The sequence below is a fragment of the Nannocystis exedens genome (genome assembly GCF_002343915.1).
Taxonomy (GTDB): domain Bacteria; phylum Myxococcota_A; class Polyangia; order Nannocystales; family Nannocystaceae; genus Nannocystis; species Nannocystis exedens.
In genome coordinates this window covers 5,219,805-5,234,987 of sequence record NZ_NETK01000001.1, presented here as the reverse complement: position 1 = coordinate 5,234,987, position 15,183 = coordinate 5,219,805, and the positions used below count along the sequence as shown (strand labels likewise).

The window sequence follows — 15,183 nt, the reverse complement described above, 5'->3', positions numbered from 1 at the left end:
ATGTCGCTCCGGACATGCCCCCTCGGCTCAGCCGTGGTCGACCGGGCCCGGCGAGACGCCGCGGACGCGGCTCGGCAGGGTCAGCGGCACGTAGGGCAGGCGTTGGGCCGCGGTGAGCTCGGCGGGGGCGTGCAGCCAGCGGTAGCTGAGCCAGCGCTCGAGCACCGATTGGGTGTAGGCGCGGGTCTCGTCGTAGGGGATGGCCTCGATGAAGAGGTCGAAGTCCCAGTCCTTGCGCTTCTCGAGCCACTTGTCGACCGCGCCGGCGCCGGCGTTGTAGCTGGGGATCGCCAGCGGCACGGCGGCATCGTCGCCGCCGAAGCGACGCACGAGGTTGCCGAGGTAGAGCGTGCCGAGGTCGAGGTTGAGCGACGGGTCGTAGAGGCGGGCCTCGTCGAAGCCGTCGACGCCGGCCTGGCGCGCGAGGTCCTTGGCGGTGGCCGGCATCAGCTGCACGAGGCCGCGGGCGCCGGCCCACGACGTCACGCCGGGCTCGAAGCGGCTCTCGGTCTGCATGATGGCGAAGGTGAGGAACCACGGGACCTGGTGCGCGCCCTCGCCGGCGCGCACGAGGTCGGAGAACGCGAGCGGGTGGGCGATCGTCCACAGCTCGCGGTTGGCCGCGCCCGGCGGGCTCTGCCGCCAGCTGCTGCCGAGCGCGCCGAGCAGCCGCTGCGACTCGCCGTAGAGGCCGGCCTGGGCCAGCACCGCGGCGGCAGGCCAGCCGTCGATCTTGGCGTCGCTGAGCTCCTCGCGGGCCTCGTCGCCGAGGCCGAGGCGGGCCAGCAGCAGCGCGCGCTCGGCCGCGGGCGTGGGCGGTAGGTCGAGGCGCACGGCCGCCTGATCGGCCGACTTCGACAGCGCCGCGATCCCGCGCGCCAGCGGCTCCTCGCCGGCCTCGCGCAGGCGTGACATGGCCTGAAGGCCAGAATAGCTCAGCGGCGCGGTGGCGATGACGTCGAGCCAGGCGGCCACGGCGTCGTCGGTGCGGCCGAGGCGGTGGAGGGCCCGGCCGCGGAAGTAGTGCAGCTTGGCGCGGTCGCGCAGGTCGAAGCCTTTGCCCGCGAGGCCGTCGTCGGCCAGCTTGAGCGCGTCGGCCGGGCGGTCCTGCGTCAGCGCCAGCACCAGCAGCCGGCGGCGGGCCTCGAAGGCCATGTCGCCGTCGCCGAAGTCCTTCAGCATGCGCTCGTAGGCCTGGCGTTCGCGCGGCTTGTCGTTCTTCTCGGCCCACGACTCGCCGGCCAGCAGCAGCGAGTCGTCGGCGTAGCTGTGATCGGGGAACTCGTCGGCGACCGCGGTGAACTGCTTGGCCGCGCGCTCGTACTCGCCCTCGGCGTAGCGGCCGCGGCCGGCCTGGTAGAGGGCCTTGACGAGGGTGTCCTTGCGGCCAGGTCCGGCCTTGCGGCAGGCCGCCGCCGCCGACTCGAACACCGGGCGCGACTTGGCCCGCTTGCGCTGCTTGAAGATCGCCGTGCCCTTGAGGAACAGCGCCTCGCAGCGGTCGGCGTCGGCCGGCTGCAGCGCGAGGAACTCGTCGACGTCGCGGATGACCCCGGCGTAGCGGCTGCGCGCGAGCTGGTCGCGGATCTTCGCCAGCTGGCGCTGGCGCACGGCGTCGCGGTCCTCGGTGAAGCTGCGCCGCAGGCCGAGCTTCTGCGCCAGCGCCGGCAGCCGCTCCTCGGCCTCGGCGCCGTAGTCCGACAGCGGCACGTCGAGCAGCAGCTTCTCGTACAGCTCGATCGCCTCGCGCAGCTCCTCCGGCGCCTCGCCCTCGGCCAACAGCCGGGCCCGCTTGGCCCGCACCTCGTGCCGCCGCGCCGACTCGGGGAACTTGGCGAGGAAGCCGGCGTACTGCGCCAGCGCGCCGTCGCGGTCGCCCGTGCGCGCCTTGGCGTCGGCGCCGGTGATCGTCGCGGCCGGCTCGATCGCGGTGCCGGCGGCGGCCTCGACGAGCCCGGCGAGCGGCGCCTTGGCCTTGTCCGGCATGCCGGCGTCGAGCCACGCCTGGGCCTCGAGCAGGCGCAGGCGCGGCGCGACCGCGGCCAGCCCCGGCGCGGTGCGGGCCTCGGCCAGCCGCGCGGCGCCCTCGGCGAACTTCTGCGCCCGCAGGTCCTCGAGCGCGCGCAGCCACAGCGCCGCGCCCCGGTCGTCGGTTGCGAGCGAGCCGTCCTGCAGCACCTCGTCGAGCAGCTTGACCGCGGCCGAAAAGTTCTGCCGCTCGCGGGCGAGGATCGCGTCACGGCCGGGCCCGCTGGAGAACCACAGCTTGCGCTCGGGCTCGGCGACCGGCGGCGGCTCCCTCTTCTTGTCGGGCTCGCCGGCGGACTTGCCGAGGTCGCCGGTGAACAGCGGCGGCGTCGACTCGCCCCGACATGCCCCAAAAGACAGGCTCACGAGCACGAGCAGGGCCACCGGGCCGCGAATCGAGGGGCGTTGCATCACCTGCTCCTTAGACCAGTCGGGTCGGCTCGTTCTCGGGGTCGTAGATCTCGACGCGATCGCCGCCGGCGCGGCGGGCGATCGTCAGCGCCGACTCGGCGGCCTTGATCAGCGCCTCGGCGGTCGGCTCGTGCAGCAGCGCGAGGTCGGCCACCCCGAGCGAGAGGGTCAGGTGCTTGGGCTCCGCGCCGGGCAGCTCGCGCGCGGCGATCGTCTCGCGCAGCCGCCGGGCCGCCCGCGAGGCGCGCATGGCGTCGACGTCGCGGCAGAGGAACGCGAAGTCCTCGTCGCCGAGGCGGGCCAGCAAATCGTCGCTGCGGGTGCTCTCGGCGATCGTCAGGCACATGGCCCGAAGGACCTGGTCGGCCGCGGCATCGCCGACGGCCGCGCGCACGCCGGCGAAGCGGTCGACCTCGAAGCGGACCAGCGCCAGCGGCTTGCCGTGGCGCAGCGCGACGGCGACGTCGCTCTCGAGGCGGTTGAGGAAGTACCCGCGGGCGAACAGGCCGGTGAGGCGGTCGCGCAGCGTCGACTCGTACAGCTCGCGCTGCTGGTCGTCGTCGGTGTCCTCGTGGAAGGTGAAGCGGAGCACGCTGGCGGCCCCGAGCTGGATCTTGTCGCCCTCGCGCAGCGCATGGCGGTCGACGCGTTCGCCGTTGGCGAACGTCCCGTTGGTCGAGCCCGCGTCGGAGAGGTAGTACACGCCCTTGTCGACGGATACGGCCGCGTGGGTGCGGGAGATTCCCTCGTCGTTGATCCGCACCGTCGCGGTCAGGCCGCGGCCGATCGTCGTGTACGCGGGGTCGAGCTCGAACATCTCGCCCATGCGGTCGCCCGCGAGCACGACGACGAACGCCCTCCGCGGACCCTCCTTGTCGGAGGGGCGGTCGGGAGGTTGAAAACGTCCGGGCGCAGGGGCCACTGGCCGGCATCGTAGGGCCGGCGTCCCCCGCGGGGCAACAATTGGGCCTCGTGCGCCGGGGCGCCCGCGGCGCGCGCCCGCGGCCTTGCGCGGGCCTGTCGGCCGACTCATACTCTTCATCCGCCGCGGCGCCCGTCGCCGCGGCGAAAAGCCAACCACTCACGGGGGTGTCAGGTTTCGACGGGGGTACTGAACGTGACGGATCGCGTGCCGGGGCTGCCTACTCAGCCACGTAAAAATGAGTGGGAAACATAGCTGCCAACGACAACAGCTACGGCCAGATGGCCCTCGCGGCGTAAGAACCCGCGACATCCCCGCCCGAGAGGCTCCGATAGGGACGGGGGTGTGATCACCGGAGCTGGCGTGCGCGCCTCGCCCCGAGCGCACATGTGAGATGAGGGGATCGCACCGGAGAGGGCCTGCCGTGGGCATGCTCCGGGGCTAAATCAAGTACAGCGGCTACGCACGTAGTGGTCCCACCGGATGGCTCGCGGACCCGGGTTCAATTCCCGGCGCCTCCACTCTTCTCGGCCGGACTCGGCAACACGAGTCCGGCCTCCCCGCCTTCGCAAGGTGACGAGCAAGGTCTCGTCGACCTGCCGCCTCGCTGGCAGACCGCCGTCTCAAACGGCAGCCTGGGCGGGGCGTCACTTCTCCCGGCCGGACTCGGCATTCGAGTCCGGCCACCCGTCTCCGCACGGTGACGAGCACGGTCTCGTCGACCTGCCGCCTCGCTGGCAGGCAGCCCGAACGGCTGCCTGGGCGGGGCGTAACTCTCTCGGCCGGACTCGGCACCCGAGCCCGGCCAACCCATCTTCGCATGGTGACGAGCACGGTCTCGTCGACCTGCCGCCCCGCTTGCAGACCTGCCCTGACGGCAGCCTGAGCGGGGCGTAACTATTTTCGGGGCCGCTCCGCACGCGGCAATCCGCGCCTCTCACCTCGGAGGGAGCTGCCTGCTCGCACACTCGGCTCGCCGACTGTCACGTCTCCGCTCGGGTCTGCCGCGAACGGCTGCCGCGAACGGCGAGACGTCCCGGAGCAACCTCATCGTCCCGATTTCCTGCGGCCTCGCGCCCGCGGCCCGCGCACTCGCGGCTCAATAAATTCCGTCGATGCAGTCGGCGACGGCGAACAGCGCCTGGTCGCCGGCGTCGTCGGGGTCGAACTTGGACTCGTCCACACTCTGGGCGGACGCCGGCAGGGCGGTGATCCTCCGAAAACCCTGGCCCGCGCGCAGCCGCGGCGAGCGGAGGAGGTAGACCCGGCCGCGCGAGACGTAGAAGACCCGGCGATCGTCGGCGTAGAAACCGTCGCGGACGCGCACCAGCGCGAAGTCGTCGCCGTACACGTGCATCTCGAGCGTCGCGCCTGGCGCGGGGCGTGCGACCGTCCGCGTCTCCGGGGTCATGAAGGTCGCGAAGTCCAGCTGCTCCCAGGCCTCGTAAGCACGCATCGATCGCCTCCGACTCCAGAGGCATTTAACAGCCTCCGCCGCCGGGGCCGTCAAGCGCCATCGCCGGCCAGCCGGCGAGCCGGTCGTCCCGGGGCTGTGGATCGGGCTGTGGATAAGTCGGCGGAGACCTGCAGAACCGACCGAACGCCCGGCTCTCGCGCAGCTCGGAGTCCACGCCTCGCCGGCGTGAGCTGGCGTCTCGCGCCTTCGCACATGAGCTCGCCTTCGGGGCTGAAGCTGCACGAGCTGCGCGGAGCCGCGCAGTTCGCATGTCCTCAAGGACATGCCTTTTAAAGCATGTCCCTTCGGACATGCATTTTGGAGCATGCCCGAAGCGTCAGCCGAGCTCGACGCGCACCGTCGAGATCATCCGGCGCAGCGCGCGGGCCACCACGTCGGTGTCGGGGTGGCGGAGGATCGCGTAGCCCTCGCCCTCGTACGACTCGGCGCGGGGTTGCCCGATCTGCGGCAGCTTGACGTCGACCACCAGCTCGCCGAGCTCGCGCTGGGCCTCGGCCACGCCGTGCAGCGCGACCACGCGGGCGCCCGGGCGGGTCTTGCCCTGCCCGCGGAAGAACGCCACCCCGGCGGCGTACTTGCGCGGCGGCGCGTCCCACTGGTCGAACACGACCAGCCGGGCCCAGCGCTCGTAGAAGTCGACGCCGTGGGCGTACGAGTTGAGGCTGACGATCTGCGCCCCCGGCGGGCGCGCGCCGACCTCCGAGATCGCCACCGGCGGGCCGCCCGGGCGGTCGCGGCGGAACCACTCCATGTGCGACAGGCCCGTGCCCATCCCGAGCGCCTGCAGGGCCGCCAGCGCGTGCGGGCGCGCGAGGCGGGTGTCCTCCGTCTCCTCCTCGCGCGGCATCAGCACGGTCCACTGGATCCACGGGTTCTCGAGCACGTGCAGCGGCGGCGGGTCGTACAGCGTCGACGAGAACCACACCGGCTTGCCCTTGATCGTCACCGTCTCGAACGAGCGCTCGCGGCCGGTGACGAACTCCTCGGCCACCGCCGGGCGCTCGGGCGACGGGCGCAGCGCCGACAGGGCGTGGTGCAGGGTCTCGGCGTCGGTGACGCGGAAGGTGCCCTTGGCCGCGGCGGCGTCCGGCGGCTTCAGGATCAGCGGGTAGCCGACGTCGAGCGCGAACGCCCAGCCTTCGCCGGCCGAGGTGATCCTCCGGTGGCGCGCGCACGGGACCCCGGCGCGCTGCAGCACGTCCTTCATGCGCGCCTTGTCGCGGAAGTTCCGCGAGGCCTCCTCGCCCATGCCCTCGATGCCGAGGCGGTCGCGCAGCTGTCCGAGCTGGACCTGCAGCTGCTCGAGCGTGCCGATCAGGCGGTCGACGCCGCCGAGGCGGCGCGCCACCGCCTTGACCCCGGCCTCGAGGTGGCCGACGTCGAGCGCGTCGCCGACCCGCTCGTAGGCCGCCAGCCGCCGCCGCAGGTCGGGCGCGAGCTTCTCGATCGGCTCCTGCGAGATCAGCCCCAGGCGCACGTTCGGCAGCGCCGCGACGGCGTAGACGAAGCGCATCGTCACCGGGAGGTGGAAGGGCGCGATGAAGATGACGGCGGGCATGATTCGATGTCTCTTCGCGCAGGTCCGTTCGGACAGGAACCTGCGGACAGGGCTCAGGAGTGCTCGGCGAGGTACTTGGGCAGCATCTCGCGCCAGGTCGGCCAGTCGTGGTCGTGGTCCTGGCCCCACAGGTCGACGCGGTTGGGCACGCCGCGGCGGCCGAGCACGCTGGCCATCTCCCACGAGTTGCCGGGGCGGTCCCAGCGGCCCTCGCCGACGGCGAGGATCGCCAGGCGGGTGCGCAGGCGGGCCAGCTGCGGGCCCTCGGGCAGCGTCGGCAGGAAGTGGATCGGCGAGAAGTAGTGGAAGTCGAGCGTGTGGACGCCGTTCATCCAGCCGGTGAGGTTGTAGGTGCCGCTCATGCCGATCGCCAGGGCGAACGCGTCGGGGTGGCGGGTCAGCGAGGCGACCGCGTTGAGCGCCCCGATCGACGCCCCGGCGGTGACGATCTCGATGTCGGGCGTGCGGCAGTCGGCGCGGATCGCCGGCACCAGCTCCTCGGCGACGAACGCGTCGTACTGGTTCTGCAGCCACGCCTTCTGCTGCGGCGAGCGGTCGTCGCGGATCCAGTTCTTCCCCGCCGTGCTGTCGGGCGAGTAGACCTTGATCCGGCCGGCGTCGATGAGCGGCGTGAGGGCGCGGATCATCAACATCCGCTCGCACTCCTCGCAGTCGCCCCCGGCCGTCGGGAACAGCAGCACCGGGCGGCCGTAGCTGCCCCAGCGCGCGAAGGAGACCTCCTGTCGGAGGCGCGACGAGTACCAGGTCGAGCGCGTCTTATCCATGGCCATGGCTGAGGAGGCACCGCGAGGCGGGCCGGACGTCCGGCTCCGGCCCCGTCGGGCGGGGCCGGACGAGCCGGTTCTTGAGGACATGTCCTTCGGCACAGACTAGTTCTTGACCTTCTTGCCCTTGCCGGCCTTCGGCGGGGCGGCCGGCTTGACCGGCGCGAACGCGGCGGGCTCGGGCGCCGGGGGCGCCGCGGCGGCCGCGGGCGCGGGCTCGGCGACGTCGGGCGCGGTCGCGGCCTCGAGCGTGGTCACCACCTCGGGCGCCGCGACGGCCTCGGGCGTGGTCACCACCTCGGGCGCCGCGACGGCCTCGGGCGTGGTCACCACTTCGGGCGCCGCGACGGCCTCGGGCGTGGTCACCACTTCGGCGGCAGCAGCGGCGGCGGCTGCCTGCTCCTTGACCGCGTTCATGCGGTCGGCCTCGCACTTGCGCCAGAACTGGATCAGGCCGAAGAAGTGGTCGGTGAACATGTCCACTTCGTGCGCGGGGAACAGCGCGGCGACCTTCTGGCGCACGAAGCCCTTGGCCATGTCGGTGCCGAAGAACTCCCACGCGACCTCGTCGAGGTGCGACAGGTGCTTGGCGACGAACTCCTGGAAGCGGTCGTGCTCCATCCGCTCGCGGGCGATCTTCGCGTAGCCGGCCAGGCGCTCACGGTACGGCAGGTCCTTCTTGGCGATCTCGAAGAACGGCGCCCAGTCGAGGTTGAGCGCCTTCTTGCGCCCGGTGGCCGCGCAGAACAGCGACCAGCGGACCATGTTCTTGACCAGCTCGGGGAAGTGGAAGTGCAGCGACGTGACCTGGAAGTCGGGGCACGCGTTGGCGAAGTCGATCGGGTAGAAGGTCCCCTCCTTGCGCAGCGACTCGCACGAGTTGAACTCCCAGCCGAAGAACGCGTTGATGGTGAGGCAGGTGTCCTGGAGGACGCTCCACTCCTCGCCGTCGACGAAGAAGAAGTCGACCTTGTAGCGGTCGTGCAGCGGGGCGTCGGGGTCGTAGCGGACGATGTGGACCTGCGGGCCGATGCCGATCGCGCGCACGAACAGGTCGAACGGGTCGACCGCGCGCTGCAGGTGCATCACCCGCCGGCCGCTCTGCTCGTAGGCCTTGAGCAGCTGCTGGGTGTTGTTGATCTTGGTGACCCCGACCCACGCGCCGCCGTCGTAGGGCTTCATGAACAGCGGGTAGCCGAGCTTCTCGCCGATCTCGGCCAGCTCGAACTTCCGCCCGTAGCGCTCGAGCGTCGGGTAGATGTCGGGGTTGTCGGGCGAGAGCTCGCGCGGCGGCACCATCCACGTGTCGGGGATCGGCATGCCGAGCGCCATCATCGCCGAGTAGGTCGTGTGCTTCTCCATCGACTGGAGCGACCAGGGGTTGTTGAGCACGTAGAGGCCGTCCATCACGACGGCCTTCTTGATCCACTCGCGGCTGGTGTGGAACCAGTGCGTCAGGCGGTCGAGCACCACGTGGTAGCGGACGGGCTGGCGTAGGTTGAACGGCTCGACGCTGACGCGCTCGACGTGGAACTTGATCAGGTCCTCGCCGTAGGGGATGTTGAGATCGAGGCGCTTGACGATCTCTTCGTAGCAAGCGGGCCAGCACAGGTCGGCCCCGAGGGACAATCCGATGTTCTTGGTGACGTTGGCCATGGTCGGCTCCTCCTACGGCAGCCGCGACTCTTGCCAAATTCGCCCCAGTTTGCAAGGGCCGGCGCCCGCGCCGGGCGCTACTCGTAAACCATCCACAGCGGCCCCGGGAACAGCCACGAGAGCCCGCTCCGCAGGCGGTCGCGCCAGTTCTCCCAGTTGTGACCGTCGCGCGCCTCCTCGTACTTGACGTCCATCCCGGTCGACTGCAGGAGCGGCACCAGCGACCGATTCTCGTAAATCAAGCTCTCGTAGGTGCCGCAGCTGAGGTAGACCTTGTCGCTCGGCTTGCCGGGGTTCTCACGAAATGCGTTGACGAACTCGACCACCCTGGCGAACACCGGTCCGCGCTTGTTCTCGCCGATGTCGGTGAACGCAAAGCTCCCCGATTGCAGGAGCAGCCGCCCGAACGTGCCCGGGTAGCGCCAGGCCGTCGAGAGGGAGGCGACGCCGCCGAAGCTCGCGCCCATCAGGCAGCGCGCCGCGGGCGCCGCGTACAGCGGGTAGCGGCCCTCCATGAACGGCAGCAGGTGCTCGGCGATGAAGGCGGCGTGGCTGGGGTTGTTGGGGTACTCGCCGATGCGGTCGCCCGGGTGGGTGATCGCCGCCACCAGCGGCGCGACCTCGAGGCGGTGGATCAGGTTGTCGAGCACCGTCTTCAGCGCCGCGTAGCGCAGGTAGTCGCCGCCGTCGTGGACGATGAGCAGCGGGTAGCGCCGGCTCTCGCGAAAGCGGGCCGGCAAGTAGATGCTGACCCGCTGGGTCCCGAGCGGCGTGCCCTCGAGCTGGGTCTCGACGATCGTCCCGGGCCTGGCCTCCGGGTCATGTTCGGTCCAGGCCGGCGTCTTGTAGCCCTGCCCGTGGGCCACCGAGTTGGCGCCGAACGGGTCGTGCGCGAGGTTGGGGTTCAGCGGGTCGCGGATCCACGTGCCGACGCCGCCGAGGATCACCTCGAGCTTGTACTCGACCCGCGACTGCGGCGGCAGCTCGAGCGTGTGGTACCAAAAGTCGGTGTTGCCGACCCGCGTAAACGGCTGCGAACTGCCGAGCCCGAACACCCAGTGGCGCAGGTTCACCTGGTCGCCCGGGCCGCGGTAGACGAAGGTGGCGTTGCGGCCCTCGATCAGCGGGAACGAGTGCGCGCGCAGGAACTTGTCGATCGCCGCCGCGTCGACCGGGCCGTGCGCGAGGAAGCTCTGGATCGCCAGCTTCATGGGCGGGTTCAGACGGGTGTTCATGGCCGGCATCAGTGCAGCGCCACCAGGTGGCCGTCGGTGCGGAGCTGGAACGTGTTGGTCCCGGCGCTCCAGCGCGGGCCCTCGAAGTGGATGAAGCAGCGCTCGTCGAGCGCCACGCAGGTGGCCGGCGCGAACCGGCGGGCGAACACCGTGATACGCCCCGGGTCCTGCAGGTTGAGCCGCCGGCGCGCGTGCGGCAGCGGGACCACGCCCGGGAACAGCCCGAGCCCGCCTTCTAGGACCTCGGCGTTGCCACGGCCCTGCGGCGGGCTGTCGTGGAACAGCACGATCCGGCTCGAGACCACCATGGCCCCCGCCGACCAGGCGATGATCGGCAGGTCGGCGAGACGCGGGCCGAGGTCGAACAGCCGCAGGCGATTATAAAGGACGGCGACGTGCCCGCCGGCGATCGCCACCCCCGCGCAGCCGGCCAGGATCGCCTCGATCTCCTTCAACTGCTTCACCACCGCCGGCCGCTCGAGCGGCTTCACCTTGCGGTCGAAGTCCTTCTGGATGTGCTGGGTCTTGACGACGTGGTGGGCGTCGAGCAGGCGGATCGCCTGGACCGCCTCCTCCAACTCGGACTCGATCAGGTCGCGCGGCGCCTGGGCCTGCTGGACCCGCCGGGCCGCCTTGAGGTGGCTGGCGAGCCGCAGGCGATAGAGATCTTGCAACTGCCGCAGGCGGTCCTGCTTGGCCCGGTGGGCCGCGAACAGCTCGGGGTCCTCGCGGAAGGCGGTCTCGGCCCGCGCGTGCAGCATCAAGTTGACGGCCCGGTTGCCGAGCGCGGCGCACAGCTCCTGGTCCTCGGCCTCACGCTCCTGCCAGCCCGCGGTGACGGCGGCGATCCGGCCGTCGATGCCGAGCATGTCGGCGGCCTTGTCGACGATGGGGTGCAGGCGCTGAGGGCCGAGGAGCACGCCGCGCGTCATGGAGTTGTTCTCCCGCGCGAGGCCGTGGTAAGGCGCCTGAGTGGCCCCTGCGCGTCGACCCATCCGACGCAATCGGCGGCCCGGAGGGGTACAATCTCGTCATGCATGTCCTGTTCGTCGCCCCGCACTTTCCCTCTTACCAGAGGCATTTTGTCCGCGCCATGCATTCGGTCGGCGCCCGCGTGACCGGGATCGGCGAAGCGCATCCGTCGCAGCTCGACGATGAACTGAAGAGCTGGCTGCACGGCTACGAGCAAGTGCCCTCGGTCGTCGACGAGGGTGCGCTCTACGACGCGGTGCGGCGCTGCCAGAAGCGCGAGTGGGTCGACCGACTCGAGTGCACCATCGAGGCCCACATCATCACCACCGCCAAGGTCCGCGAAGCGACGCGGATCCCCGGCCCCTCGCTGCAGTCGGCGATGCTGTGCCGCGACAAGCCGATGATGAAGGAGTTCCTGCGCAAGCACGACATCCCGTGCGCGCAGTCGACCGGCGTCGACTCGCTCGAAGAGGGCCTCGCGTTCGCCCGCCGGGTCGGGTTCCCGCTGATCGTCAAGCCGCGGGCCGGCGCCGGCGCCTCGGGGACCACCCGCGTCGACGAGGAGCAGCACCTCGTGCAGACCCTCCGCGAGATGAACGTCGGCCGCGGCGCCTCGGTCGCGCTCGAGGAGTTCATCGAGGGCCACGAGGGCTTCTACGACACGCTCTCGATCAACGGCCGCCCGGTGTTCGAGTTCGTCTCGCACTACTACCCCAACGTCCTCGACGCGATGCGCAACCGGTGGATCACGCCCTACATCGTGTCGACCAACCGCATCGACGCGTCGGGCTACGACGAGCTCAAGGCGATGGGCCGCAAGGTGATCGAGGTGATGGAGCTCGGCACCACCGCGACCCACATGGAGTGGTTCTACGGGCCCAAGGGGCTCAAGTTCTCGGAGATCGGCTCGCGCCCGCCGGGCGTCGGTCAGTGGGACGTCTACGCCGACGGCAACGACATCGACATCTACCGCGAGTGGGCCAACGCGGTCGTGCACGGCCGGGTCGAGCGGCGGCCGTCGCGGCGGTTCGCCAGCGGCATCATCGCCCTGAGGCCCGACCGCGACGGGCGGATCCGCGGCTACGAGGGCATCGACGAGGTCCAGCGCCGCTTCGGCCAGTACATCTGCCGCGCCCACCTGCCGCCCGCGGGTTGGCCGACCCAGCCGATCGAGGCCGGCTACATGGCCAACGCCTGGATTCAGATGCGTCACCCCGACTACGACACCATGCGCGAGATCTTCGAGGTCATCGGCCGCACGGTGAAGGTCCGCGCCGGTTGAGGAGCCAGTCCATGAAGGTTCTCTTCATCTCCCCCCACTACCCCGAAGAGATGCAGGACTTCACCCGCGGCCTCGCCGAGGTCGGGGCGCAGGTCTACGGCGTCGGCGAGCTGCCGAAGGCCGCGCTGCCGGCGAAGGTCCAGCGGCACCTCCGCGACTACTTGCAGATCCCCAGCCTGTTCGACGAGGACGGGGCCGTGCGCCACATCGTCCAGGCGGCCCGGCGGATCCGCCCCGACCGCGTCGAGTGCCTGTGGGAGCCCTGCGTCGTGCTCGCCGCCCGCGTGCGCCAGGAGCTCGGCATGCCGGGCATGAGCCCGGACGTCGCCATCGGCTTCCGCGACAAGCCGATCATGAAGCAGCGGCTGTTCGACGCCGACCTCCGGGTGCCGCGGTTCGCCCGCGTCCGCACCGCCCGCGAGGCGTTCGAGGCCGCCTACGCGATCGGCTACCCGGTGTGCGTCAAGCCGGTCGCCGGCGCCGGCTCGGCCGACACCTACCGCGTCGGCGACGACGCCGAGCTGCGCGCGGTCCTCGGCGCCGTCGAGCGCCACCCCGAGATCAACCTCGAGGAGTTCATCGAGGGCGAGGAGTTCACCTACGACACCGTCTGCATCAACGGCGAGCCGGTGTTCGAGAGCGTCGCCCAGTACTTCCCGAAGCCGATGGAGGGCCGCAACAACGAGTGGATCACGCCGGCGCAGGTGGTCTTCCGCGACCCCTACCAGCCGGCGCTGATGCCCGGCATCGAGCTCGGGCGCAAGGTGCTCAAGGCGCTCGGCATGACGACCGGCTTCACCCACATGGAGTGGTACAAGAAGCCGAACGGCGAGGCCGTGTTCGGCGAGATCGCCGCCCGCTCCCCCGGCGGCAAGCTCGTCGACCAGATGAACTTCGCCAACGACTTCGACCTCTACCGCGAGACCGCGCGCGCGATCTGCTGGAAGAGCTTCGAGGCCAAGCCGCAGCGCCGCTACCACGTCGCCGCGCTGTTCAAGCGGGCCATGGGCCAGGGCAAGATCCGCCGCATCGAGGGCCTCGAGGAGATCAAGCAGCGCCTGGGGCCCAGCCTGGTCGTCTCCGACCTGCTGCCGATCGGCAGCAACCGCCGCGACTGGCGCCAGACCCTGCTGTCCGACGGCTACATGATCCTGCGCCACCCGGACTTCCGCACCTGCATGGACATGATGCGCTTCGCCATCTCGACGCTGCGGATCCACGCCGGGTGAGGCCGGCCGAGCTGCGGCTGCACGAAGGGACATGCTCTTTTGGGCATGTCCCTTTCCATATGCTCGAAAGGGCATGTCCCCCAGAACACGCCCGTTCGGGCGCGCCGCCGGCCACAGCTCGGCGCGGCCGGGCGAGCCCCCCTCGCGGTGCGAGGCCTCGACCTCACCCGGCGCTCGCCCGAACGAGCCCTCACCCAGCGCTCGCCCGGACGAGGCCTCGCCCAGCCCTCGCCCGGACGAGGCCTCGCACAGCCCTCGCCTGAACGCAGGATGGCCGCCCGGCCCAGAGCTCGCCCGAACGAGCCGTCGCCCGGCGCTCGCCCGAACGCGGCCGCGTGCTCGCCCGGCGCTCGCCCGAACGCAGGAAGGCCGCGCCCTCGCGCGGCCCTCCTTTCACCCGCGGCCTCCGCCGCGCCGTCAGTCGGCCTTGACGCCGGCCGCGGCGTCGTGGGCGCGGTCGCGGACCCACTTGGAGATCGCCCGCAGCGGCTCGGCCTTGTCGCCGAGCGGGGCCGCGATCGCGTCGCACTCGCCGACCAGCTGGTCGACGCGGGCCAGCGCCTGCGCGCGCAGGGCCTTCTGGTCGTCGTCGAGGATGTCGTCGGCGTGCTGGAACGCGACCCCGAACTTGAGGCCCCACGACTCGAGCGAGCGCACGGTGTCGGCGTCGGCGCCGGCGTAGAGGGCCCCGAGCGCGCCCGCGGCGGCGTACAGCGCCCCGGTCTTGAGCGCGTGGACCTGCTCGAGCGCGGCGAGGTCGCGGATGTCCTGACCGAGCGCCAGGTCGAGCGCCTGACCGCCGACCATGCCGTCGACGCCGGCGTGGTGGGCGAGCACGCGGACCGCCGCGACCAGGTTGGCCGGCGGCACGCGGTCCGCCCCGCGCATCAACGCCGCGAAGGCACAGGTCAGCAGCGCGTCGCCGATGAGGATCGCCTCGGCGTGGCCGAACGCGACGTGGACCGTCGGCTGGCCGCGGCGCTCGAGGTCGTTGTCCATCGCCGGCAGGTCGTCGTGCACGAGCGAGTAGGCGTGGACCATCTCCAGCGCGCAGCAGGCCGGCAGCGCGGCCTCGGCGGCGCCGCCCACGGCCTCGCAGGCGGCGATGATCACCAGCGGTCGCATGCGCTTGCCGCCCTGCAGCACCGCGTAGCGCATGCCCTCCTTGAGGCGGCCGGGGTCGCCGGCGCCGGCCTCGGGCAGCGCGCGCACGATGGCCTCGTCGACCAGCTTGCGGCGCTCGCCGAGGTAGGCGTTGAGCTCAAAAGTTTTCGTCATCGTCGTCACTCTCTTCCGCTTCGCCGGCCCCGGGGAACGGCACCGCCTCGTCACGGCCCTCGAGGAGGACCTCGACCCGCTGCTCGACCGCGTCGAGCAGGGCCGTGCCGCGCCGCGCGAGTCGCACGCCGTCTTCGAAGCGCTGCAGGGCCGTCTCGAGCGGGAGGTCCCCGGCCTCGAGCTCGGCGACCACACGCTCGAGGCTGGCGAGCACCTGATCGATGGCCGGGCCTTCGCGCGCCGGCTCCGCCGCGGGGTCGGCGGGTTTCCCGGCCGCGGGGCGTTTGGATGGGTTCGGTTTGCCCGGGGACGCCATGCGGCCGCGGAGTATACGGGCCGGAGATCCAGCC

12 protein-coding genes and 1 other RNA gene are annotated in these 15,183 nt (G+C 71.4%); 3 read left to right on the top strand and 10 right to left on the bottom strand.

What is annotated here, in order from left to right; genetic code table 11:
* Positions 1-27: 27 nt before the first annotated feature.
* On the bottom strand, positions 28-2,439 hold the full coding sequence (locus NAEX_RS20600; protein WP_143140817.1) for a lytic transglycosylase domain-containing protein: 2,412 nt from the start codon (positions 2,437-2,439) through the stop codon (positions 28-30).
* Between the two features lie 10 nt (positions 2,440-2,449).
* Positions 2,450-3,361: a diguanylate cyclase domain-containing protein gene (locus NAEX_RS20595; protein ID WP_170135872.1), complete on the bottom strand. Its 912-nt coding sequence runs from the start codon at positions 3,359-3,361 to the stop codon at positions 2,450-2,452.
* A 163-nt stretch (positions 3,362-3,524) separates the two neighbouring features.
* Between NAEX_RS20595 and ssrA the strand changes: the two genes are divergently transcribed.
* Positions 3,525-3,885, top strand: a transfer-messenger RNA (tmRNA) gene (ssrA, locus tag NAEX_RS20590).
* A gap of 575 nt (positions 3,886-4,460) precedes the next feature.
* Here ssrA and NAEX_RS20585 read toward each other — a convergent pair.
* From NAEX_RS20585 to NAEX_RS20560, 6 genes are all read right to left on the bottom strand, one after another.
* Positions 4,461-4,817 carry a hypothetical protein gene (locus tag NAEX_RS20585; protein WP_096329186.1) on the bottom strand — a complete coding sequence of 119 codons (357 nt, stop codon included), beginning with the start codon at positions 4,815-4,817 and terminating at the stop codon, positions 4,461-4,463.
* A 337-nt stretch (positions 4,818-5,154) separates the two neighbouring features.
* Positions 5,155-6,396: an ATP-grasp domain-containing protein gene (locus tag NAEX_RS20580; RefSeq protein ID WP_096329185.1), complete on the bottom strand. Its 1,242-nt coding sequence runs from the start codon at positions 6,394-6,396 to the stop codon at positions 5,155-5,157.
* Positions 6,397-6,449: 53 nt separating this feature from the next.
* Positions 6,450-7,187: an esterase family protein gene (locus NAEX_RS20575; RefSeq protein ID WP_211302442.1), complete on the bottom strand. Its 738-nt coding sequence runs from the start codon at positions 7,185-7,187 to the stop codon at positions 6,450-6,452.
* A gap of 99 nt (positions 7,188-7,286) precedes the next feature.
* On the bottom strand, positions 7,287-8,837 hold the full coding sequence (locus tag NAEX_RS20570; RefSeq protein ID WP_096329183.1) for an ATP-grasp domain-containing protein: 1,551 nt from the start codon (positions 8,835-8,837) through the stop codon (positions 7,287-7,289).
* Positions 8,838-8,914: 77 nt separating this feature from the next.
* A complete protein-coding gene (locus NAEX_RS20565) occupies positions 8,915-10,072 on the bottom strand; it encodes an alpha/beta hydrolase-fold protein (protein ID WP_211302441.1) in 1,158 nt (385 codons plus the stop codon).
* An 8-nt stretch (positions 10,073-10,080) separates the two neighbouring features.
* Positions 10,081-10,992, bottom strand: coding sequence for a Type 1 glutamine amidotransferase-like domain-containing protein (locus NAEX_RS20560; RefSeq protein ID WP_170135871.1), 912 nt, complete (start codon positions 10,990-10,992; stop codon positions 10,081-10,083).
* 173 nt (positions 10,993-11,165) lie between these two features.
* Between NAEX_RS20560 and NAEX_RS20555 the strand changes: the two genes are divergently transcribed.
* Positions 11,166-12,326: an ATP-grasp domain-containing protein gene (locus NAEX_RS20555; protein ID WP_211302440.1), complete on the top strand. Its 1,161-nt coding sequence runs from the start codon at positions 11,166-11,168 to the stop codon at positions 12,324-12,326.
* Between the two features lie 11 nt (positions 12,327-12,337).
* Positions 12,338-13,555, top strand: a complete 1,218-nt coding sequence (locus NAEX_RS20550) for an ATP-grasp domain-containing protein (protein WP_096329180.1) — start codon at positions 12,338-12,340, stop codon at positions 13,553-13,555.
* Between the two features lie 417 nt (positions 13,556-13,972).
* On the opposite strand, the gene NAEX_RS20545 is transcribed toward NAEX_RS20550, so the two are convergent.
* A complete protein-coding gene (locus NAEX_RS20545; protein ID WP_096329179.1) occupies positions 13,973-14,833 on the bottom strand; it encodes a polyprenyl synthetase family protein in 861 nt (286 codons plus the stop codon).
* Positions 14,817-15,149 (bottom strand): exodeoxyribonuclease VII small subunit, encoded by a 333-nt coding sequence (xseB, locus tag NAEX_RS20540; RefSeq protein ID WP_096329178.1) that lies wholly within the window; start codon positions 15,147-15,149, stop codon positions 14,817-14,819. Before xseB ends, NAEX_RS20545 begins: the two co-directional genes overlap by 17 nt.
* Positions 15,150-15,183: the final 34 nt, after the last annotated feature.

Coding starts and splice junctions, on each gene's coding strand:
- NAEX_RS20600 (WP_143140817.1), bottom strand. CDS start 2,439: ATGCAACGCCCCTCGATTCGCGGCCCGGTGGCCCTGCTCGTGCTCGTG.
- NAEX_RS20575 (WP_211302442.1), bottom strand. CDS start 7,187: ATGGCCATGGATAAGACGCGCTCGACCTGGTACTCGTCGCGCCTCCGA.
- NAEX_RS20585 (WP_096329186.1), bottom strand. CDS start 4,817: ATGCGTGCTTACGAGGCCTGGGAGCAGCTGGACTTCGCGACCTTCATG.
- NAEX_RS20570 (WP_096329183.1), bottom strand. CDS start 8,837: ATGGCCAACGTCACCAAGAACATCGGATTGTCCCTCGGGGCCGACCTG.
- NAEX_RS20580 (WP_096329185.1), bottom strand. CDS start 6,396: ATGCCCGCCGTCATCTTCATCGCGCCCTTCCACCTCCCGGTGACGATG.
- NAEX_RS20555 (WP_211302440.1), top strand. CDS start 11,166: ATGCATTCGGTCGGCGCCCGCGTGACCGGGATCGGCGAAGCGCATCCG.
- NAEX_RS20545 (WP_096329179.1), bottom strand. CDS start 14,833: ATGACGAAAACTTTTGAGCTCAACGCCTACCTCGGCGAGCGCCGCAAG.
- NAEX_RS20565 (WP_211302441.1), bottom strand. CDS start 10,072: ATGAACACCCGTCTGAACCCGCCCATGAAGCTGGCGATCCAGAGCTTC.
- xseB (WP_096329178.1), bottom strand. CDS start 15,149: ATGGCGTCCCCGGGCAAACCGAACCCATCCAAACGCCCCGCGGCCGGG.
- NAEX_RS20550 (WP_096329180.1), top strand. CDS start 12,338: ATGAAGGTTCTCTTCATCTCCCCCCACTACCCCGAAGAGATGCAGGAC.